Origin of the sequence: Streptomyces sp. NPDC005494 (assembly GCF_042872025.1) — a bacterium.
Taxonomy (GTDB): domain Bacteria; phylum Actinomycetota; class Actinomycetes; order Streptomycetales; family Streptomycetaceae; genus Streptomyces.
Map to the genome: position 1 here is coordinate 144,698 of NZ_JBIAJR010000013.1, position 17,848 is coordinate 162,545.

The window sequence follows — 17,848 nt, forward strand, 5'->3', positions numbered from 1 at the left end:
GGAGTCAGCCTGTCATGCGCGCCAGTCGAGCGGCACCTGCCTGGTCCTGTCCCAGGGGCGTTCCCACCCCGCGTAGTGCACAATCCTGTCGATCACACCGGCTGTGAATCCCCACACCAGAGCGGATTCGACCAGGAACGCCGGGCCTTGGTGGCCGCTGGGGTGCACGGCAGTCGCCCGGTTGGCCGGATCCGTGAGATCCGCCACGGCGGCCGTGAAGACCCGGGCGGTCTCTGCCGGATCGACGACTCCCACGGGGCTCGGTGTCCGCCACCAGCCGAGGACGGGGGTGACGACGAAGCTGCTCACCGGGATGTAGAGCCGGGGCAGGACGCCGAAGAGCTGGACGCCGCCGGGATCGAGCCCGGTCTCTTCCTCGGCCTCCCGCAAGGCGGCTCTGAGCGGCCCTGTGGTGGTGTGGTCGCCGTCCTCGGGGTCGAGGGAACCTCCCGGGAAGGACGGCTGGCCGGGGTGGGAGCGCAGGGAGCCGGCCCGCTCCATCAGGAGCAGCTCCGGGCCCCGCTCACCCTCACCGAAGAGGATCAGGACGGCGGACTGGCGTCCGGCGCCGTTCTCCGGCGGCAGGAAGCGGCTCAGCTGCTGGGCTCTGACGGTCCGCGCCGCCCGGGCGACCGGCTCCAGCCAGGAGGGCAGCCCTTCGGCGGAGACGGTGAGCGCGCTGTCGTGCGGGGCGCTTTCTCCCGTGGTGGCCGCGTCGGCCGCGGCCCGTGTGCTCTGTGCGTGCGTCATGGGCACCCCCGTCGTTCCAACGCCTGTCGTCCGCCATTTCGTTCCGCCCGGCCCCTCACGGCGGGCGGAGCTGTCCGTCCGGGTCTTCCGGTGCCCCGCGACGCGCTCCGTATCCTGCGGAAGCCATGGGCCGCGCCGCGCTCCGTACCCGGCGCGGGGGCCGGTGCCACGTCGGCCGGGGGGCCGCCGGAGCCGGGGCGGTCTCCGCTCACCCGGCTCCCAGGGGCGGGGCGGGACGGCCCGGGTAGTCCGGGGGCGGGCTGAGGCGCTGCCCCGGATAGCCGCCCATCTCGTACTTCAGGAGCTTCTTCGCCTTGTCCGGGTCGGTCTCGCCCTCCCCGTAGGCGGGGCAGAGCGAGGCGATCGGGCAGGCCCCACAGGCGGGCTTGCGGGAGTGGCAGATGCGGCGGCCGTGGAAGACCACACGGTGCGAGAGCATCGTCCACTCGCTCTTCGGGAAGATCGCGGCGACCTCGGCCTCGACCTTCTCCGGATCCTCCTGCTCGGTCCACTTCCACCGGCGGACCAGGCGGCCGAAATGGGTGTCGACCGTGATGCCGGGCACCCCGAACGCATTACCGAGGACGACGTTGGCCGTCTTGCGGCCCACTCCGGGCAGCTTCACCAGGTCCGCGAGCCGGCCCGGGACCTCACCGCCGAAGTCGTCCCGCAGGGCGGCCGACAGGCCCATGAGGGAACGCGCCTTGGCCCGGAAGAAGCCGGTCGGCCGGATGATCTCCTCGAGCTTCTCGGGGACGGCGGCGGCCATGTCCTCGGGCGTCGGGTATGCGGCGAAGAGGGCGGGGGTGGTCTGGTTGACCCTCAGGTCGGTGGTCTGGGCGGAGAGGACCGTGGCGACCAGGAGCTCGAAGGGATTGCGGAAATCCAGCTCGGGGTGGGCGTACGGATAGACCTCGGCGAGCTCACGGTTGATCCGGCGGGCACGGCGCACCATCGCGAGATGCGACTCCGGCTTCGCGGGCTTGCCGGCCGCCGGTTTGGCGGAGGTGGGCTTGCCGGCTGCCGCTCCGGCGTAGCTGGGCTGGTCGGCTGCCGCTTTGGCGGAGCCAGACGCGCCCTTTTTCCTACTTCGTACACCCTGTTCGCCCACAGCGGAATTCTTGTCTCTCGACACCCCATCAGCCCCCTTGGCCTGTGTTGTCACCGGCGTACCGGACACCCGGCCAGCCTAGAGCCAGGGGCTGACATCCGCCCCGGTCACCGCGCATCCACGCCCAATCGGCCCCCTGCCGTAGGGTCCGGCACGCCCGTGCGTCAAACTGGTTTGTGATCGATCGCACTGTTTTACCGTCCGGCATCATGGAAACCACGCTTCCCTGAACAGGCCGACAAGGAGAGAACTCGTGGACGACGTTCTGCGGCGCGCCCCGCTTTTCGCGGCGCTCGATGATGAGCAGGCCGCGGAGCTCCGCGCCTCGATGAGTGAGGTGACCCTCGCACGCGGCGACGCGCTGTTCCACGAGGGCGACCCGGGCGACCGCCTGTACGTGGTCACCGAGGGCAAGGTGAAGCTCCACCGCACCTCACCCGACGGGCGGGAGAACATGCTGGCCGTCCTCGGCCCCGGCGAGCTGATCGGGGAGCTGTCGCTCTTCGACCCGGGCCCCCGCACCGCGACCGCGACGGCGCTCACCGAGGTCAAGCTTCTCGGCCTCGGCCACGGAGACCTCCAGCCCTGGCTGAACGCCCGGCCCGAGGTGGCCACCGCGCTGCTGCGCGCCGTCGCCCGCAGGCTGCGCAAGACGAACGACCAGATGTCCGACCTGGTCTTCTCCGATGTGCCGGGCCGCGTCGCCCGTGCGCTCCTCGACCTGTCCCGCCGCTTCGGCGTGCAGTCGGAGGAGGGCATCCACGTCGTGCACGACCTGACCCAGGAGGAGCTGGCCCAGCTGGTCGGCGCTTCCCGCGAAACGGTCAACAAGGCGCTCGCCGACTTCGCGGGCCGCGGCTGGCTGCGCCTCGAGGCGCGCGCCGTGATCCTGCTGGACGTGGAGCGCCTGGCGAAGCGCTCCCGCTGACGCCTCCGCCCGTACGCCGCCGCCCGGGGCAGCCGGGCCGGTAAGCGGGGCACGCGCACATGCCGAAGGGCCCCACCGCGCGGTGGGGCCCTTCGGCATGGTGGCGGCCGGGAGCGCCCGGATCAGATCAGGCCGTGCTCGGTCAGGTACTCCATCTGGGCGCGCACCGACAGCTCCGCGGCCGGCCACAGGGAACGGTCCACGTCCGCGTACACCGCGGCGACGACCTCGGCCGGCGTCCCGTGGCCCGCCTCCACGGCCGTCTCGACCTGCGCCAGCCGGCTCGCGCGGTGGGCGAGGTAGAACTCGACCGCGCCCTGCGCGTCCTCCAGCACCGGCCCGTGGCCCGGGAGGACCGTGTGCACGCCGTCGTCGACCGTCAGCGAGCGCAGCCGGCGCAGCGTGTCCAGGTAGTCGCCGAGCCGTCCGTCCGGGTGCGCGACGAGGGTGGTGCCGCGCCCCAGGATGGTGTCGCCCGTCAGCACCGCGCGGTCGGCGGGCAGGTGGAAGGAGAGCGAGTCGGCGGTGTGCCCGGGGGTGGGCACGACCCTGAGTTCGAGCCCACCCGTGGTGATCACGTCGCCGGACGCGAGGCCCTCCTCCCCCAGCCGTAGCGCGGGGTCGAGGGCGCGCACGTGCGTACGCGTGAGCTCGGCGAAACGGGCGGCCCCCTCCGCGTGGTCGGGGTGGCCATGTGTCAGCAGGGTGAGTGCGACGCGCCTGCCCGCCCGCTCCACGGTGTCGACGACGGCTCGCAGATGCGTGTCGTCGAGCGGCCCGGGATCGATCACGACGGCGAGGTCGGAGTCCGGTTCGGCGACGATCCAGGTGTTCGTGCCGTCCAGGGTCATCGCCGAGGCGTTGGGGGCCAGGACATTGACCGTACGGGCGGTGGCCGGCCCGGAGAGGACGCCACCGCGCGGCTGGCCCGGCAGTGCTGCGGCGTCGCTCATGCGGGGTCACCGTCCTTCGTGCCGCCGGCGGGGGCGGAACCGCCCGTGTCGCCGACAGGGGCGGAACCGCCCGGCGCTACGTGTTTGGTGAACTCCTCGTGTCCCGGCCAGCTCAGCACCAGCTCGTCACCCTCCATGCGGGCTTCTGCCAGCACGGGAGCCAGGTTCTGGGAATCGGCTGCCTTCAGCGCCTCCCCGGCCGTCCCGTACGGCGTCAGCGCCCGCAGGGTGGCCACGGTGGGCGGCATCATCAGCAGTTCGCCCCGGTCGTAGCCGTCGGCGGCGTCGCCCGGGCGGATCCAGACGGTCCGGTCGGCTTCGGTGGAGGCGTTCCGGGTGCGCTGGCCTTCCGGGAGGACGGCCACGAAGAACCAGGTGTCGTAGCGCCGGGGTTCGAAGGCCGGGGTGATCCAGCGCGCCCACGCCGCCAGCAGGTCGGAGCGCAGGATCAGGCCCCTGCGTTCCAGGAAGCCGGCGAAGGACAGCTCCCGGGCGACGAGGGCCTCGCGGTCGGCCTCCCAGTCGGCGCCCGTGGTGTCGCTCACGACGGTGTGGGCGGTCGGACCGGCAAGCAGGACGCCGGCTTCCTCGTACGTCTCGCGGACCGCCGCACAGACCACGGCCTGTGCCTCGGCCGCGGTGTCCACGCCCAGGCGCGTGGCCCAGCTCTCCAGGGAGGGTCCCGCCCACCCCACGAGGTGGTCGTCGTCGCGCGGGTCGACCCCGCCACCCGGATAGGCGTACGCGCCCCCGGCAAACGCCATGGAGGTGCGCCTGCGCAGCATGTGGACGGAGGGGCCCGTGGTGCCGGCGCCCGGTGGTGCGTCCCGGAGCAGCATCACCGTGGCCGCTCTCCTGGGGACCACGGCCGTCAGCTCGCCGCTGGCGAGGGCCCTGATCCGGGCGGGCCATTCCGGTGGGTACCACTGACCGTTGGACATGGCCGGAGGCTATCCGGAACCGCGCCGATGTTCGAGGGCCTCGGACACGGATGCCTTCCCCGTACACGCAGTCCTGTCAGGCGGCCGAGGCCACGTCCGTACGCGCAGTCCTGCTCATGGGCCGAGGCAACGTCCGTACACGCAGTCCTGTCACGGGGGCGAGGCCACACCCGTACACGCAGTCCTGTCACGGGGCCGAGGCCAAGCCCCTACGCGCAGTCCTGTCACCCGGGTGAGGCATGGCCCGAACACGCGTGATCCCGCCCGGTCGCGGGACCGGGCGGGATCGGGGGTGTACGGGATCAGGCGTCGACGAGCTCGACCTGGACCTCGACCTCCACCGGGGCGTCCAGCGGCAGTACCGCGACGCCCACGGCGCTGCGGGCGTGCACGCCCTTGTCGCCCAGGACGGCGCCGAGCAGTTCGCTCGCGCCGTTGATCACGCCCGGCTGCCCGGTGAAGTCCGAGGCGGAGGCGACGAAGCCCACCACCTTCACGACGCGGGCGATCCGGTCGAGATCGCCGGCGACCGACTTCACGGCCGCCAGGGCGTTCAGCGCACAGGTCTTGGCCAGCTCCTTGGCCTCGTCCGGCGTCACCTCGGCGCCGACCTTGCCGGTCACCGCGAGCTTGCCGTCCACCATCGGGAGCTGCCCGGAGGTGTAGACGTACACCCCGGACCGCACGGCCGGCTGGTAGGAGGCCAGCGGCGGTACGACGTCCGGGAGCGCCAGGCCGAGTTCGGCGAGCTTCGCCTCGACGGCGCCCGCCACTACGGCTTCTCCCGCTTCAGGTAGGCCACGAGCTGCTCGGGGTTGTTCGGGCCGGGAACGACCTGGACCAGCTCCCAGCCGTCCTCGCCCCAGGTGTCCAGAATCTGCTTGGTCGCGTGCACGAGAAGGGGCACGGTCGCGTATTCCCACTTGGTCATGAGCCGACTGTAATGCCTGGCACAGGCGGCCTCGTGCGTAGCCTGCCTGCCGACTGGTTAGGCTCGAAGACGTGAGCAGGTTCCAGGTCGTCAGCGGCAAGGGCGGGACCGGTAAGACCACGGTCGCCGCCGCACTCGCGCTCGCCCTCGCGACCGAGGGCAGGCGCACCCTCCTCGTCGAGGTCGAGGGCAGACAGGGCATCGCCCAGCTCTTCGAGTCGGAGGCGCTCCCCTACGAGGAGCGCAGGATCGCGGTGGCGCCGGGTGGTGGCGAGGTCCACGCTCTGGCGATCGACGCCGAGCGCGCGCTCCTCGACTACCTCCAGATGTTCTACAAGCTGGGCAGCGCCGGCCGGGCGCTCAAGAAACTCGGCGCTATCGACTTCGCCACCACGATCGCCCCCGGCGTACGGGACGTCCTGCTGACCGGCAAGGCCTGCGAGGCCGTACGCCGCAAGGACAAGCAGGGCAGGTTCGTCTACGACCACGTGATCATGGACGCGCCTCCCACCGGCCGGATCACCCGCTTCCTCAACGTGAACGACGAGGTGGCGGGCCTGGCGAGGATCGGCCCGATACACAATCAGGCGCAGGCCGTCATGCGGGTCCTGAAGTCCCCCGAGACCGCCGTCCACCTGGTGACGCTTCTGGAGGAGATGCCGGTCCAGGAGACGGCCGACGGCATCGCGGAGCTGCGGGCCGCCGAACTCCCCGTGGGCAGGATCGTGGTCAACATGGTGAGGCCCCATCTGCTGGACGAGGACGCGCTGCGTACGGCGTCGGGGACCCGCCGCAAGGAGCTCGCGAAGACGCTCACCCGGGCGGGCGTGACCGGTTCCGCGGGGCTCGTACGCCCCCTGCTGGAACAGGCGGCCGAGCACGCGCAGCGCGTCGGCCTGGAGCGTGAGCAGCGGGCGGTGCTGGCCGGGCTGGGACTGCCCACGGCCGAGCTCCCGCTGATGGGCGAGGGGGTGAGCCTGCCCGCTCTGTACGAGCTGGCGGAGGGGTTCCGTAAGCAGGGTGTGGGCGACGAGACCGCGGACGAGGCGGGGCGGACGCCCCGGGGCGAGGAGCGCCGCGGCTCCGGACGAGGGGCGGGATCATGACGCTGAGCACGGAGATCGCACCGGGGCTGGACACGGACGCGCTCCTGGACGACCCGGAGATCCGTATCGTCGTGTGCTGCGGATCAGGCGGCGTGGGCAAGACGACAACCGCCGCGGCTCTCGGTGTACGGGCCGCCGAACGCGGGCGCAAGGTCGTCGTCCTCACCATCGACCCGGCCCGCCGGCTCGCCCAGTCCATGGGCATCGACCGCCTCGACAACGTCCCCCGCAGGGTCGACGGCATCGCGGGCGACGGCGAACTGCACGCCATGATGCTCGACATGAAGCGCACCTTCGACGAGACGGTCGAGGCGCACACGGACGCCGAGCGGGCCCGCGCGATCCTGGAGAACCCCTTCTACCAGTCGCTGTCGGCCGGGTTCGCGGGCACGCAGGAATACATGGCGATGGAGAAGCTCGGGCAGCTGAGGGCGCGCGACGAGTGGGACCTGATCATCGTCGACACCCCTCCGTCCCGCTCCGCCCTGGACTTCCTGGACGCGCCGAAACGTCTCGGCTCCTTCCTGGACGGGAAGTTCATCCGGGTGCTGATCGCTCCGGCGAAGATCGGCGGACGGGCGGGGATGAAGTTCCTGAACGTCGGCATGTCGATGATGACCGGCACGCTCGGCAAGCTGCTGGGCGGGCAGTTCCTGCGCGACGTACAGACCTTCGTCGCGGCGATGGACTCCATGTTCGGCGGATTCCGTACGCGGGCCGACGCGACGTACAAGCTGCTCCAGGCTCCGGGGACGGCGTTCCTCGTCGTGGCGACGCCCGAGCGGGACGCGCTTCGCGAGGCCGCCTACTTCGTGGAACGCCTGGCCGCCGAGGAGATGCCGCTTGCGGGCCTGGTCCTCAACCGGGTGCACGGCAGCGAGGCCGCACGGCTCTCGGCGGAGCGGGCGCAGACGGCCGCAGAAAATCTTGAGGGCATCGGCATTGTGGATCAGGCGACCGGGAAGGCTGGCCTTGGTGACCCGGCGGACCCGGTGGCCGCCAGCTCTCCCGAAGCCCCGGAGTCGCCGCTCTCCCCCGAGCAGAGCACCGAGCCGCACCCGCACGCCCACGAGCCGCACGACCGCGCACCGCACCCACATGAGCCGCACGACCTCGCGCCGACGCAGCACGCGTCGGCACAGCACGAGCCGCCCCGGCACGAACCGACGTCGGGCACCCGGACACCGCCCACCCCCGAGGCGCGTGGCCGGAAGTCGTCTGACCCGTCCGAGCCATCCACCCACACGCAAGCACGCAGGCACGACACCTCCGCCGAGGACGCCGTGAGCGTCGAGCAGCTGGCCGCAGGGCTGCTGCGGCTGCATGCCGAGCGGATGCAGGTCGTCGCGCGTGAGCAGCACACGCGTGACCGCTTCACCACGCTTCACCCCGAGGTTCCCGTGACCGAGGTGGCCGCGCTGCCCGGTGACGTGCACGACCTCTCAGGCCTCAGGGCCGTCGGGGAGCGGCTCGCGACCGGTTCAGCTCCGGCCGGAGCTGCGTAGGACGAGTGCAGGCGCCCTCACGGGCGGCCCCACGGGGGCACACCCCGGGCATCACCCCACGGCGGCGAACCTCTCGTGCAGTTCGTCGTCGTGCAGTCCGTCGTCGTGCAGATCGTCGTCCAGGCCCACCGCTGCGGGCAGCAGACCTGTGGACCGCTCGTACTCACTGCGTGCGGTCTCCAGCAGGCGGCGCCAGGACGTGACGGTCGGACGGCGGCGCAGCAGCGCTCGGCGCTCCCGCTCCGTCATTCCGCCCCACACGCCGAACTCGACGCGATTGTCCAGCGCGTCGGCCAGGCACTCGGTCCGCACCGGGCATCCGGTGCACACCGCCTTGGCCCTGTTCTGCGCTGCCCCTTGTACGAACAGTTCATCCGGATCGGTAGTGCGGCAGGCTGCCTGCGCACTCCAGTCGGTTACCCAGCCCATCCTGGCGCCGTCCTCTCCCGAATCGAGGCTCCCCCACGGCGGCAGAGGCATATTCACCGCTGCCAGTTGAGGACGTTACGGAAGGTGGCGACAGCACAACACCCCCTTCGGGCCCAATCTTGAATGGCCCGAACGGACTATGCGTGCGCGGGAGATCACCCAGAGGAGTGACGCATGGACATGCGGGACTATCCCGAGAGAATCGGGACAGAATACCCGAGCCGTAACGGACATTCAGCGACACGACGGGCGAATTCGGGGGCGCCTTGATGCCTGGCTGGATTCCATTCGGACCACGCAGAGGGCTTGCTACAAAATCGGACTGCTGTGACAGTTGAGAGCAGCTTAGGCCAAGGCCTGTACGCGTGTCCGGCGAATGAGAACGTAGGCTGCCCCCATGCCAAAGAAGCGCTCAGGCGGGGGTCTTACGACGACCCAGCAGGCCGCCAAGTTCCTCGGTGTCGCCGCGCTGTCCGGAGCTGTGCTGGCAGGCATCGCGCTGCCGGCCGCCGGCGCGCTGGGGCTCGCGGCCAAGGGGACGGTCGAGGGATTCGACGAGATCCCTTCCAACCTCAAGACCCCGCCGCTGAGCCAGCGGACGACGATCCTGGACAGCGAGGGCGGGGCGCTCGCCACGGTCTACTCGCGCGACCGCACCGTCGTGCCGCTCAAGGACATCTCCCCGTACATGCAGGACGCGATCATCGCGATCGAGGACTCGCGCTTCTACGAGCACGGCGCGGTGGACCTCAAGGGCATCCTGCGCGCGATGAACCGGAACGTGCAGGAGGGCGGCGCGGCCCAGGGCGCCTCCACACTCACCCAGCAGTACGTGAAGAACGTCTTCGTCGAGGAGGCGGGCGACGACCCCGACAAGGTCGCGGAAGCCACGCAGCAGACGCTGGGCCGCAAGGTCCGCGAGCTGAAGTACGCGATCCAGGTCGAGGAGGAGCTCGGCAAGAAGAAGATCCTGGAGAACTACCTCAACATCACGTTCTTCGGGCAGCAGGCCTACGGCATCGAAGCCGCGTCGCAGCGCTACTTCTCCAAGCACGCCAAGGACCTGAAACTGGAGGAGGCGGCGATGCTGGCCGGCCTCGTCCAGTCGCCGACCCGCTACGACCCGGTCAACGACGCGGAGGAGGCGACCAAGCGTCGCAACACCGTGCTCGCGCGGATGGCGGCCGTGGGCAGCATCTCGCAGGCCGAAGCCGACAAGGCCATCGCCTCCCCTCTCGCCCTGAAGGTCAGCAAGCCCAAGAACGGCTGCATCACCGCCGTCAGCGGCGCCGGTTTCTTCTGCGACTACGTGCGCAAGACGATCCTCACGGACCCGGCCTTCGGGAAGACCGAGGAGGAGCGCTCCAAGCTCTGGAACCTCGGCGGTCTCACCATCAAGACCACGCTGTCGCCGCGTGCGCAGCAGGCGGCCGACGAGGCCGCGACGTCGAAGGTCTACAAGGACGACAAGGTCGCGGCCTCGGTCGTCCAGGTCGAGCCCGGCACCGGCAAGATCCTCTCGATGGGACAGTCCCGGCCGTACGGACTGGACCAGAAGAAGCACGAGACGATGATCAACCTCGCCGTCAGCAACAAGATGGGCGGCAGCACCTACGGCTTCCAGGTCGGCTCGACCTTCAAGCCCATCACCGCCGCCGCGGCCCTGGAGAAGGGCATCAGCCCGGCCCAGAGCTACGCCACGGACTGGAAGATCTCGCTTCCGCTGAACTCCTTCCGCAACTGTGCGGGGTCTCCGACCGGCAGCTCCAACTGGGACCTGCAGAACGAGATGGAGTCGGAGAAGGGCAGCTGGGACATGACCAGCGCGCTCGGCAAGTCCATCAACACCTACTTCGCCAAGCTGGAGCAGAAGACCGGGCTCTGCGAGACGGTCGAGATGGCGAAGAAGGTCGGCTACGAGCGGGGCGACGGCAAGGAGATCGAGGAGCACGCCTCGATCACCCTCGGCGGTGAGGTCAGTACGCCGCTCTCGATGGCCTCGGTGTACGCCGCGTTCGCCAACCGGGGTACGTACTGCTCGCCCATCGCCATCGAGTCGATCACCGACGCCAACGACAAGAAGGTCGGCGTACCGAAGACCGAGTGCTCCCGCGCGATGAGCGAGACGACGGCCGACACGATCAGCCAGATGCTGAAGGGTGTGGTCGAGGACGGCACCGGCACGCTGGCCGGGCTCACCGACCGGGACAACGCGGGCAAGACCGGTACGACCAACGACCGCCTCGACGCCTGGTTCGTCGGCTACACCCCGAACCTCTCCACCGCGGTCTGGGTCGGCGACGATGTCGGCGAGAAGACCACCAAGATGTACGACATCACCATCGGTGGTCAGTACTACGACAAGGTCTGCGGTGGCTGTCTGCCCGGTCCCATCTGGAAGACCGCGATGACCGGCGCGCTGAACGCCTCGGAGACCCCGTCCTTCAACCCGATCTCGGTGCCGCGCGCCAAGGAGAAGGAGAAGGACAAGAGGCCCGGCGAGGGCCGCGACGAGGACACCGGCGGCGACAAGCCCGGTGCCGACCCCATCGGCGGCATCACCCTGCCGCCGGGCATCATCGGCGGCAACGACGGCGGCCCGCGCGGCGGGAACGGCCGCTGAGCCCTCCGGTTCGCCGGGCGAGGTCATGACGCGTGAATGAGGAGGGGCACCCCCGGCCGGGGGTGCCCCTCCTCATTCGTACGCGGGTCACTCGGCCCGCGGGGTTCGCCGGGCCTCTCGGCCCGCGACGTCACGCCGAGCCGACTCAGCCCGCGAGCAGCTTCTTCACCGTCGCGGCCACCCGGCCACCCTCGGCGAGCCCGGCCACCTTGGGGCTGACGATCTTCATCACGGCGCCCATCGCCCTCGGGCCCTCGGCGCCGGAGGCCTTCGCCTCCTCGACGGCCTGCGCGACGATCGCGTTCAGCTCGTCGTCGGAGAGCTGCTTGGGCAGGTAGGCGTCGAGCAGCTCACCCTCTGCCTTCTCCCGCTCGGCCTGCTCGGTCCGGCCGCCCTGTGCGAAGGCCTCGGCCGCCTCACGGCGCTTCTTCGCCTCCTTGGCGATCACCTTCTGCACCTCGTCGTCGGAGAGCTCGCGCGACGTCTTGCCGCTGACCTCTTCCTTGGTGATCGCGGTGAGGGTGAGCCGGAGGGTGGACGAGGTGAGCTCGTCACGCGCCTTCATGGCCGTGGTGAGGTCTTCCTTGAGCTTGGACTTGAGCGTGGTCATGCGGAGATTGTGACAGGTACCGGGCACTCGCCGCCCGCCTGTTTTCGTCCCGTGGCACTGTGTCTGCGACGATGGGCGCATGCGCGCACGCTACGGAGTACCCCTGAAAGTCACGGCAGTCGGCGCAGCGGTGGGCGCCGCGGGCCTCGTGTACGCGGCCGGATTCGAGGCACGCTCGTTCCGCCTCCGCCGGATCGCCGTCCCCGTACTCCCGCACGGGGCACGCCCGTTGCGCGTGCTCCAGGTCTCCGACATCCACATGGTGAGCGGCCAGCGCAAGAAGCGGGCCTGGCTCCAGTCGCTGGCCGGCCTGCGGCCCGACTTCGTGGTGAACACGGGCGACAACCTTTCCGACCCGGAGGCGGTGCCGGAGCTGCTCGACGCGCTCGGCCCACTGATGGAGTTCCCCGGCGTCTACGTCTTCGGCTCCAACGACTACTACGGCCCCAAGCTCCGCAACCCCGCCCGCTATCTCATGGAGAAGATGCAGGGCAAGCACGGCCTCAACGGGAACGCGCCGGCGGTCGGCGTCGTCCACAACCCGTGGGAGCCGATGCGCGACGCGTTCGACGAGGCCGGCTGGCTCAACCTCAGCAACACCCGGGGCCGGATCAAGGCCGACGGCCTGGAGATCGCCTTCACGGGCCTGGACGACCCGCACATCAAGCGTGACCGTTACGCCGAGGTCGCCGGCGGCCCCGAGACGGGCGCGGACCTCTCGATCGGCGTGGTCCACGCCCCCTACCTGCGCTCCCTGGACGCCTTCACCGCGGACGGCTACCCGCTGATCCTGGCGGGCCACACCCACGGCGGCCAGCTCTGCATCCCCTTCTACGGCGCCCTCGTCACCAACTGCGACCTGGACACGGACCGGGTGAAGGGCCTCTCCGGCCACACGGTCGGCGACCGCCGCTCCTACCTCCACGTCTCGGCGGGCTGCGGGACCAACCGCTACACCCCGGTCCGCTTCGCCTGCCCGCCGGAGGCCACGCTGCTGACGCTGACGCCCCGGGACTGAGGTCCCCGGCCGTGCACACAAACCGGATTTCGCCTCCGGGCGCGGGTGGGCTAAAGTAATCGATGTCGCCGGGACAATCGGTGGACATCGGGGTGTAGCGCAGCTTGGCAGCGCGCTTCGTTCGGGACGAAGAGGTCGTGGGTTCAAATCCCGCCACCCCGACAGCTGAAATAGCAGGTCAGAGGGCCCAGTGTGTAAGTGTCACTGGGCCCTCTGCCGTTGCTGCGTGTAGTTCTGCGTGACTACCGCTCGTGATCGCCCTTGAAGATGCCATCCATGACCACGGCCCCGGTCTGGATCACGGGGCGGATCTGCTTCCGGTAGACCTCTTCGGTCACGGCCGTACCGGAGTGCCCGACGAGCCGGGAGATCTCCTCCAGCGGGACACCACGGTCGGACAGCAGGGACACGAAGCTGTGCCGGAGCTCCCTGGGGGTCCAGTCGTCGGCATCTACGCCTTCGGCCGCCTTGAGCGCCTGCCGGAAGGAACGCCGGACATTGGTCGAGTCGAGAGGCTTACCGACTGCCGACGCGAAGACCAGCCCATGTTCCTCCCAGCCATCACCCGCGGCAAGCCGATCCCAGCCCTGGTCTTCAAAGTGCTGCCAGAGAGCTTCAACGCATCGCGCCGGCAGAGCCAGCGTCCGCCGAGATTTCCGAGTCTTCGTGTCCCCGCCGCGCCGGACCGAACGCCATACGGCGATATGCGGGGGCTGAGGCGGCTCGGCGTTCGGCTGGCTCTTCAGAAACACGTGGTCCCAGGTCAGAGCCCGCAGTTCCTCGGTACGAGCGCCAGTAAGCAAGGCGACAACGATGTAGGCGTGCATCGAGGTGCCCGCAGCGGCCTTCAGCACTGCCCCGGCCTGCACGAAGGTCAGCGCCTTGGACGGACGCCCTGCCTGGCCCTGCGGTACCGCGCATAGCTCGACGACGTTTCGTTTGACCTTGTCCCGGGCCATGGCGCGCTTGACCGAACGATTCAGACAGGAGTGGACCGCCTGAAGCGTACGAGTGCTGAGAACTCTGGACTTGGCAGCCAACCAGCGGTCTACGTCTTCAGCGCTCAGATCACGCAGTTTCCGGGCACCGAGCGCAGGGACGACGTGCTGCTGGCTCAACGAGGTGCAGTTCTCGATCGTGCGTTGGTCCCTGCCCGCCAAGCCGTACGCAAGCCAGTCGTTCACAGCATCGGTGACTGTGTAGTTCGTGGGAGCGATGGCGAGGCCGTCTTCGTAGTCCCGCAACACTTCCTTGAGCTTGTTCTTCGCCTCCGTCTTGGTCTTGCCACTCCCCCGCCGGACAAGGCGCTTACCGCTCGGATCAAAGCCGAGGTTCGCCGTGGCGATCCACCGCTGCCTCTTCTCGTCCCAGTGCAGCCCGCCGTCTCCGCGGCTACGTCGTTTGGTCATCGTGCTACCCCGGCTTCTCGCTCCAGGAGGGCCACGTACTCATCGATCGCGGAAGCAGGAACCAGGCGCGTGCGACCCTCTTTCACGGTTCGGAGGCGCCCAGCGCGGATCAGGTCGTAGACCACGCTTCGGCTCAGTCCCAAAGCTTGCACGGCGTCGGGGATCCGGTAGAGGACAGGGGCGATCTCGGCAGTCCGGACATCGAGTACGGTCACCATTCCTCCTCGGCAGTGATCAGTTCGGCACGGTGTTCGCGGGCGGTATCGCGGTTGTGTTGGATGTCGCGGTGGATGTTGGCGGCGAGCCAGGATTCGCCGGGGGTGTGGCCGTGGCCGGCGTAGGTCCAGTGCGCGAGTGTGAGCGTGGTGGCTTCGGGGTGGTCGTCCGGGTCGGGCAGTCCGAGGGCTTCGCGTTGCTGTGCGGCGCGGTAGTCGGCGCGGACCTGACGAAGGGCGCCGAGGGTGGTGGAGTAGCGGCGGGATTTGGTGGAGAAGTGGCCGCGGAAGCCGAGCATGTGGGCCCAGTCGCGGAGCTTGCGTTCGGGGTAGGCGTGGTGGAGGTCGAGGCATGTTTCGATCAGGCGCCGTGGGTGTTCCGGGACATCGAGCAGCACGAGGGCTTCTTTGTTGCCGATGCGGTGATCGACGGTGCCGGTCGTCTCGGCCGCTTTGGTGGCGTACTTGGCGACGTAGGAGGCCACGGCCTGTTCGGTGAGGTCCTCACCGTTGCCGAAGGCGCCGATCGGCTGGACGTCGATCTGAGCGCCCCAGCGGAGCACCCAGTCGTTGGCGATTCCGGCAGCAGGGTTGGCCGGGACGGTGACTTCGACTCGGGCGGCAGCCGCGCGGATGGCGTCGTCGAGGAGGTCGAGGGTGGCCCAGGCCGGGGGCGGTGAGTCGGGGCCTTCGGGTCCGTCGAAGCGGATCACGGCGTGGAAGTGGACGGCTCCGCGTTTTTGGTACTCCGCGACCTTCCCGAAGGACAGCCGTGCTTCTTCGCGGGCGGCTTTCTGGGTGAGGCCGGCTCGGCGGGCGATTTCGCGGCGGAGGTAGATCGTGAAGTAGCGCCAGAGGTCGGAGGCGTGGTTGTTCCACAGCACCGCGCCGGCGTAGTCGTAGGTGGCCACATCGAGCGGGGTGCCGAGTTCGGGGGCGGTTTCCGGGTGGTGGGTGCCGCAGCGGCAGGGCCGGTTTCCGGGCCGGTTGTGGACCGGGCCGAACGAGGGGGCCGTGAGGGTGGCGAAGACGCGGGGGTGGTCGCGGATGGTGTGCGGGGTGCCTTTGTCGGGGTCTCCGGTGAGGCCGGCGCGGATGAGGTGGTAGGTGTCGCCGGCGTAGGTCCAGGCGCAGGCGGGGCAGCGGGAGGCGCGGCGGTTGCCGCAGGCGATCCGTAAGCGTCCGCCAGGCTCGGTGTCGGTCGTGTAGTGGTGGAGCAGGGTGCCGGTTGCCCGGTCGGTGGTCTTGGTGGCGCCGGTGAGGTGGATGGGCTGTGCGCATCCTCCGGTGCGGCGGATCTGTTCGGTCCAGCGGTCGAAGCCGGTGGACCCGGCCACCCTCAGCACGTCGGCGAGGGTGGCCGGGTCCAGGCCCGCCGCGGTGGCGGTGTTGGTCATGGTCAGCGGCCCGTTCGGTTGTGGGCGGGGCCGTGGTTGGCGGTCCAGCCCTCGACCAGCGCACGTACCTGGCTGTCGCCCGTGGCGGTGGCAGAGGCGCCGCAGCGGCACACCGCGGATCCGGTGGCGGGGGTGTTGGGGGACGGCTTGCTTACGTGCAGACCGGGGCGTTCCGGGGTGGGGGTCAGATCGGACATGACGATCACGCCCCGATCCGGGCGTGGGCGCGGGCGAGGTGGGTGTGGCCGGTACCGCGGCAGGCGGGGCAGTCCGCGGTGATGGTCTGCCGGTGCCCGGTGGAGGTGGTCTGGCCAGTGGTGATGGCGACGGTGGGGAAGCCGTCGCAGTAGGCGCAGATCGGCCGGGGCGCGGGGTTCTCGGGCATGATGGGGTCTCCCTTTCGGGTCAGCTAGATCTGGAAGGTGGGAAAGGCGCCCGGGGCGGCGGAAGTTTGGCGACCGAGGCCGCCCCGGGGGCTACTTGCTGCGGTGCGAGGAGCGCTTGAGCGTGAGGCCCACGCCGCCCGTGGCCGAGAGAACAGCGACCGTCGCGGCGGCGAACACGTGCAGGGTCACGGCGACCATCAGGATGATCAGGGCGATACCGCCGGCGACCGTGATGGCCAGCACGATGGGGCCGGTGTAGTTGCGAGGCGCGGCCTGAACGATGACGATCTGCTTCGGTTCGGTGCCGGGCGGGAGCTGGCCGAGTAGGTCAGCCGGGATGTGACCGGCGTTGATCTGGTCCTCGGGGTAGCGCACGGGTTTCACCTCCTGTCAGGGGTTGCAGCGGTGGGTGCGGGCGGCGAGCTCGGCAGCCGGGCGGCCGTGGTAGTCGGCGGAGAAGTTGCAACCGGGGGCGGTGCAGGCCGCGGTGTGCTTGGTGCGACCCCGGCCGTCGTAGTGCGTTCCGACCTGGACCGGGCCTATGCGGATGACGTTGGTGAAGCGGTTCGGGCGGGCCATGGGGAAACCTCCTTGTCTAGTCAGGTGAGTTGGGCATTGATGGCGTCGGCCAGCAGGGGCGGGACGCCGAGGCGAGCGCGGAGCGTGGCCGAGTCGATCCGGGCACCGGTCGTCGCGTGATGCGTGTCCGCGACCTTCCGGGCGTGATCGAGCAAGGCCGGAGGAACAGCCACAGCCGGCAGGGTCGCCGGAGCAGGAGCCGCGGATGGGGCAGGAGCGGCCGGGAGTTCCGGGGCTGGCTCGGGGGCCCGCTCGACCGTGACGTCCGGGGCCGGTTCGGGGTCCGGGGCAGCCAGTGGTGCAGCGGTCGGGCCCACGGGCTCCGGTGTGGTGGGTGTGTGGGCGAGGAGGGTGCCGCCGAGGAAGGCGAGAGCGGGCCAGCCGGCGACCAGGATGCGCAGCCAGGCCGGGACCTCTTCGAGATCGAGGAGTCCGGCGGTGGCGATGTTCGCGCCCAGTGAGGCAGCGAGGGCGATGACGAACCAGATCCAGGCGGCGCGGTTGTCGGCGTGGGTGCGCATGCGGCGCCATGCGGCGACAAGGAGCAGGTCCACGCTGATCGGGTAGGCCCATGCCTTCCAACCGTCCTGCCCGGCCGCTTCGGCAAGGTCATGCAGATGGGAGAAGGACAGCGCGCCGGCAATGACGGCTTGGATCAGCACGGCGTCGAGGCGGAGCTTGCGGGACATCAGGTCACCTCCTTTCGGGGGTGGCCGGGAGGCGGGCGGGATGTGGTGGTCACCGCCCGGCACCCGGGGCGAAGGGTCAGGCGTCGGGGTCGGTGCCGGAGCCGAGGCAGTTGAGGCAGAGGCCGTCCTGCTGGCCGACCGGGCGGCGCTTGCGGCCGACGCGCACCGTGGTGGGGACGTTTCCGGTCCCGCCACAGGGCTTGCAGATATCCGGCTCGGGGGGCTTCGTGGGCTTGGTGGTCCGTGTGGCCATGACGCTGGGTTCCTT

Annotated in this window: 22 protein-coding genes and 1 tRNA gene; 6 read left to right on the forward strand and 17 right to left on the reverse strand. The window is 70.1% G+C overall.

The window, feature by feature from the left end; translation table 11 throughout:
• Positions 1-12: 12 nt before the first annotated feature.
• Both ACFYQ6_RS31165 and nth read right to left on the reverse strand, forming a co-directional pair.
• Positions 13-750 carry a CoA pyrophosphatase gene (locus ACFYQ6_RS31165; RefSeq protein ID WP_361579670.1) on the reverse strand — a complete coding sequence of 246 codons (738 nt, stop codon included), beginning with the start codon at positions 748-750 and terminating at the stop codon, positions 13-15.
• Positions 751-958: 208 nt separating this feature from the next.
• Positions 959-1,861: an endonuclease III gene (nth, locus tag ACFYQ6_RS31170; protein WP_388766151.1), complete on the reverse strand. Its 903-nt coding sequence runs from the start codon at positions 1,859-1,861 to the stop codon at positions 959-961.
• 253 nt (positions 1,862-2,114) lie between these two features.
• Between nth and ACFYQ6_RS31175 the strand changes: the two genes are divergently transcribed.
• Positions 2,115-2,789, forward strand: a complete 675-nt coding sequence (locus ACFYQ6_RS31175) for a Crp/Fnr family transcriptional regulator (protein WP_014046869.1) — start codon at positions 2,115-2,117, stop codon at positions 2,787-2,789.
• A gap of 122 nt (positions 2,790-2,911) precedes the next feature.
• Here ACFYQ6_RS31175 and ACFYQ6_RS31180 read toward each other — a convergent pair whose 3' ends face one another.
• The 4 genes from ACFYQ6_RS31180 to ACFYQ6_RS31195 form a co-directional block, all read right to left on the reverse strand.
• Positions 2,912-3,742: an MBL fold metallo-hydrolase gene (locus ACFYQ6_RS31180; RefSeq protein WP_361579674.1), complete on the reverse strand. Its 831-nt coding sequence runs from the start codon at positions 3,740-3,742 to the stop codon at positions 2,912-2,914.
• Entirely contained in the window at positions 3,739-4,683 is a 945-nt protein-coding gene (locus ACFYQ6_RS31185) for an NUDIX hydrolase (protein ID WP_361579676.1), read from the reverse strand. Before ACFYQ6_RS31185 ends, ACFYQ6_RS31180 begins: the two co-directional genes overlap by 4 nt.
• 302 nt (positions 4,684-4,985) lie before the next feature.
• Positions 4,986-5,456 carry a RidA family protein gene (locus tag ACFYQ6_RS31190; RefSeq protein WP_031090861.1) on the reverse strand — a complete coding sequence of 157 codons (471 nt, stop codon included), beginning with the start codon at positions 5,454-5,456 and terminating at the stop codon, positions 4,986-4,988.
• Entirely contained in the window at positions 5,456-5,614 is a 159-nt protein-coding gene (locus ACFYQ6_RS31195; RefSeq protein ID WP_019992579.1) for a DUF4177 domain-containing protein, read from the reverse strand. Before ACFYQ6_RS31195 ends, ACFYQ6_RS31190 begins: the two co-directional genes overlap by 1 nt.
• 71 nt (positions 5,615-5,685) lie before the next feature.
• Here ACFYQ6_RS31195 and ACFYQ6_RS31200 point away from each other — a divergent pair, with 71 nt between their 5' ends.
• Together ACFYQ6_RS31200 and ACFYQ6_RS31205 are read left to right on the forward strand one after the other, a co-directional pair.
• Entirely contained in the window at positions 5,686-6,720 is a 1,035-nt protein-coding gene (locus tag ACFYQ6_RS31200) for an ArsA family ATPase (protein ID WP_388766154.1), read from the forward strand.
• Complete coding sequence (locus tag ACFYQ6_RS31205) at positions 6,717-8,225, forward strand: ArsA-related P-loop ATPase (RefSeq protein WP_361579680.1); 1,509 nt, start codon at positions 6,717-6,719, stop codon at positions 8,223-8,225. The genes ACFYQ6_RS31200 and ACFYQ6_RS31205 overlap by 4 nt, the downstream gene beginning before the upstream one ends.
• A gap of 51 nt (positions 8,226-8,276) precedes the next feature.
• Here the strand turns inward: ACFYQ6_RS31205 and ACFYQ6_RS31210 are convergent, their stop codons facing one another.
• On the reverse strand, positions 8,277-8,654 hold the full coding sequence (locus tag ACFYQ6_RS31210) for a WhiB family transcriptional regulator (protein ID WP_361579682.1): 378 nt from the start codon (positions 8,652-8,654) through the stop codon (positions 8,277-8,279).
• Positions 8,655-9,051: 397 nt separating this feature from the next.
• Between ACFYQ6_RS31210 and ACFYQ6_RS31215 the strand changes: the two genes are divergently transcribed.
• Positions 9,052-11,277, forward strand: coding sequence for a transglycosylase domain-containing protein (locus ACFYQ6_RS31215; protein ID WP_361579684.1), 2,226 nt, complete (start codon positions 9,052-9,054; stop codon positions 11,275-11,277).
• A 145-nt stretch (positions 11,278-11,422) separates the two neighbouring features.
• Here ACFYQ6_RS31215 and ACFYQ6_RS31220 read toward each other — a convergent pair whose 3' ends face one another.
• The gene (locus ACFYQ6_RS31220) at positions 11,423-11,887 is read right to left on the reverse strand and encodes a GatB/YqeY domain-containing protein (protein ID WP_073750322.1); all 465 of its coding nucleotides are present in this window, start codon (positions 11,885-11,887) and stop codon (positions 11,423-11,425) included.
• A 79-nt stretch (positions 11,888-11,966) separates the two neighbouring features.
• Between ACFYQ6_RS31220 and ACFYQ6_RS31225 the strand changes: the two genes are divergently transcribed.
• On the forward strand, positions 11,967-12,905 hold the full coding sequence (locus ACFYQ6_RS31225) for a metallophosphoesterase (protein ID WP_145809469.1): 939 nt from the start codon (positions 11,967-11,969) through the stop codon (positions 12,903-12,905).
• 88 nt (positions 12,906-12,993) lie between these two features.
• Positions 12,994-13,067, forward strand: a tRNA-Pro gene (locus ACFYQ6_RS31230).
• A gap of 80 nt (positions 13,068-13,147) precedes the next feature.
• Here the strand turns inward: ACFYQ6_RS31230 and xerC are convergent.
• The 9 genes from xerC to ACFYQ6_RS31275 form a co-directional block, all read right to left on the reverse strand.
• Entirely contained in the window at positions 13,148-14,314 is a 1,167-nt protein-coding gene (xerC, locus tag ACFYQ6_RS31235) for a tyrosine recombinase XerC (protein ID WP_388766158.1), read from the reverse strand.
• The gene (locus tag ACFYQ6_RS31240) at positions 14,311-14,532 is read right to left on the reverse strand and encodes a helix-turn-helix domain-containing protein (protein ID WP_388766161.1); all 222 of its coding nucleotides are present in this window, start codon (positions 14,530-14,532) and stop codon (positions 14,311-14,313) included. Before ACFYQ6_RS31240 ends, xerC begins: the two co-directional genes overlap by 4 nt.
• Positions 14,526-15,926: a replication initiator protein RepSA gene (repSA, locus tag ACFYQ6_RS31245; RefSeq protein WP_388766165.1), complete on the reverse strand. Its 1,401-nt coding sequence runs from the start codon at positions 15,924-15,926 to the stop codon at positions 14,526-14,528. The genes ACFYQ6_RS31240 and repSA overlap by 7 nt, the downstream gene beginning before the upstream one ends.
• A 2-nt stretch (positions 15,927-15,928) precedes the next feature.
• Positions 15,929-16,123: a hypothetical protein gene (locus ACFYQ6_RS31250; protein ID WP_388766168.1), complete on the reverse strand. Its 195-nt coding sequence runs from the start codon at positions 16,121-16,123 to the stop codon at positions 15,929-15,931.
• A gap of 5 nt (positions 16,124-16,128) precedes the next feature.
• On the reverse strand, positions 16,129-16,311 hold the full coding sequence (locus tag ACFYQ6_RS31255) for a hypothetical protein (protein WP_388766171.1): 183 nt from the start codon (positions 16,309-16,311) through the stop codon (positions 16,129-16,131).
• Between the two features lie 91 nt (positions 16,312-16,402).
• On the reverse strand, positions 16,403-16,687 hold the full coding sequence (locus ACFYQ6_RS31260; RefSeq protein WP_388766174.1) for a hypothetical protein: 285 nt from the start codon (positions 16,685-16,687) through the stop codon (positions 16,403-16,405).
• A gap of 15 nt (positions 16,688-16,702) precedes the next feature.
• Positions 16,703-16,891, reverse strand: coding sequence for a mobile element transfer protein (locus ACFYQ6_RS31265; protein ID WP_386156877.1), 189 nt, complete (start codon positions 16,889-16,891; stop codon positions 16,703-16,705).
• Positions 16,892-16,911: 20 nt separating this feature from the next.
• Positions 16,912-17,580, reverse strand: a complete 669-nt coding sequence (locus ACFYQ6_RS31270) for a DUF2637 domain-containing protein (RefSeq protein ID WP_388766176.1) — start codon at positions 17,578-17,580, stop codon at positions 16,912-16,914.
• Positions 17,581-17,656: 76 nt separating this feature from the next.
• On the reverse strand, positions 17,657-17,833 hold the full coding sequence (locus ACFYQ6_RS31275) for a hypothetical protein (RefSeq protein ID WP_388766179.1): 177 nt from the start codon (positions 17,831-17,833) through the stop codon (positions 17,657-17,659).
• Between the last annotated feature and the right edge of the window lie 15 nt (positions 17,834-17,848).

What these genes read in the sequence shown, in the direction of transcription:
- ACFYQ6_RS31165 (WP_361579670.1), bottom strand. Translation starts at nt 750, where the DNA reads ATGACGCACGCACAGAGCACACGGGCCGCGGCCGACGCGGCCACCACG.
- ACFYQ6_RS31180 (WP_361579674.1), bottom strand. Translation starts at nt 3,742, where the DNA reads ATGAGCGACGCCGCAGCACTGCCGGGCCAGCCGCGCGGTGGCGTCCTC.
- ACFYQ6_RS31185 (WP_361579676.1), bottom strand. Translation starts at nt 4,683, where the DNA reads ATGTCCAACGGTCAGTGGTACCCACCGGAATGGCCCGCCCGGATCAGG.
- ACFYQ6_RS31195 (WP_019992579.1), bottom strand. Translation starts at nt 5,614, where the DNA reads ATGACCAAGTGGGAATACGCGACCGTGCCCCTTCTCGTGCACGCGACC.
- ACFYQ6_RS31205 (WP_361579680.1), top strand. Translation starts at nt 6,717, where the DNA reads ATGACGCTGAGCACGGAGATCGCACCGGGGCTGGACACGGACGCGCTC.
- ACFYQ6_RS31210 (WP_361579682.1), bottom strand. Translation starts at nt 8,654, where the DNA reads ATGGGCTGGGTAACCGACTGGAGTGCGCAGGCAGCCTGCCGCACTACC.
- ACFYQ6_RS31215 (WP_361579684.1), top strand. Translation starts at nt 9,052, where the DNA reads ATGCCAAAGAAGCGCTCAGGCGGGGGTCTTACGACGACCCAGCAGGCC.
- ACFYQ6_RS31220 (WP_073750322.1), bottom strand. Translation starts at nt 11,887, where the DNA reads ATGACCACGCTCAAGTCCAAGCTCAAGGAAGACCTCACCACGGCCATG.
- ACFYQ6_RS31225 (WP_145809469.1), top strand. Translation starts at nt 11,967, where the DNA reads ATGCGCGCACGCTACGGAGTACCCCTGAAAGTCACGGCAGTCGGCGCA.
- xerC (WP_388766158.1), bottom strand. Translation starts at nt 14,314, where the DNA reads ATGACCAAACGACGTAGCCGCGGAGACGGCGGGCTGCACTGGGACGAG.
- ACFYQ6_RS31240 (WP_388766161.1), bottom strand. Translation starts at nt 14,532, where the DNA reads ATGGTGACCGTACTCGATGTCCGGACTGCCGAGATCGCCCCTGTCCTC.
- repSA (WP_388766165.1), bottom strand. Translation starts at nt 15,926, where the DNA reads ATGACCAACACCGCCACCGCGGCGGGCCTGGACCCGGCCACCCTCGCC.
- ACFYQ6_RS31250 (WP_388766168.1), bottom strand. Translation starts at nt 16,123, where the DNA reads ATGTCCGATCTGACCCCCACCCCGGAACGCCCCGGTCTGCACGTAAGC.
- ACFYQ6_RS31255 (WP_388766171.1), bottom strand. Translation starts at nt 16,311, where the DNA reads ATGCCCGAGAACCCCGCGCCCCGGCCGATCTGCGCCTACTGCGACGGC.
- ACFYQ6_RS31265 (WP_386156877.1), bottom strand. Translation starts at nt 16,891, where the DNA reads ATGGCCCGCCCGAACCGCTTCACCAACGTCATCCGCATAGGCCCGGTC.
- ACFYQ6_RS31270 (WP_388766176.1), bottom strand. Translation starts at nt 17,580, where the DNA reads ATGTCCCGCAAGCTCCGCCTCGACGCCGTGCTGATCCAAGCCGTCATT.
- ACFYQ6_RS31275 (WP_388766179.1), bottom strand. Translation starts at nt 17,833, where the DNA reads ATGGCCACACGGACCACCAAGCCCACGAAGCCCCCCGAGCCGGATATC.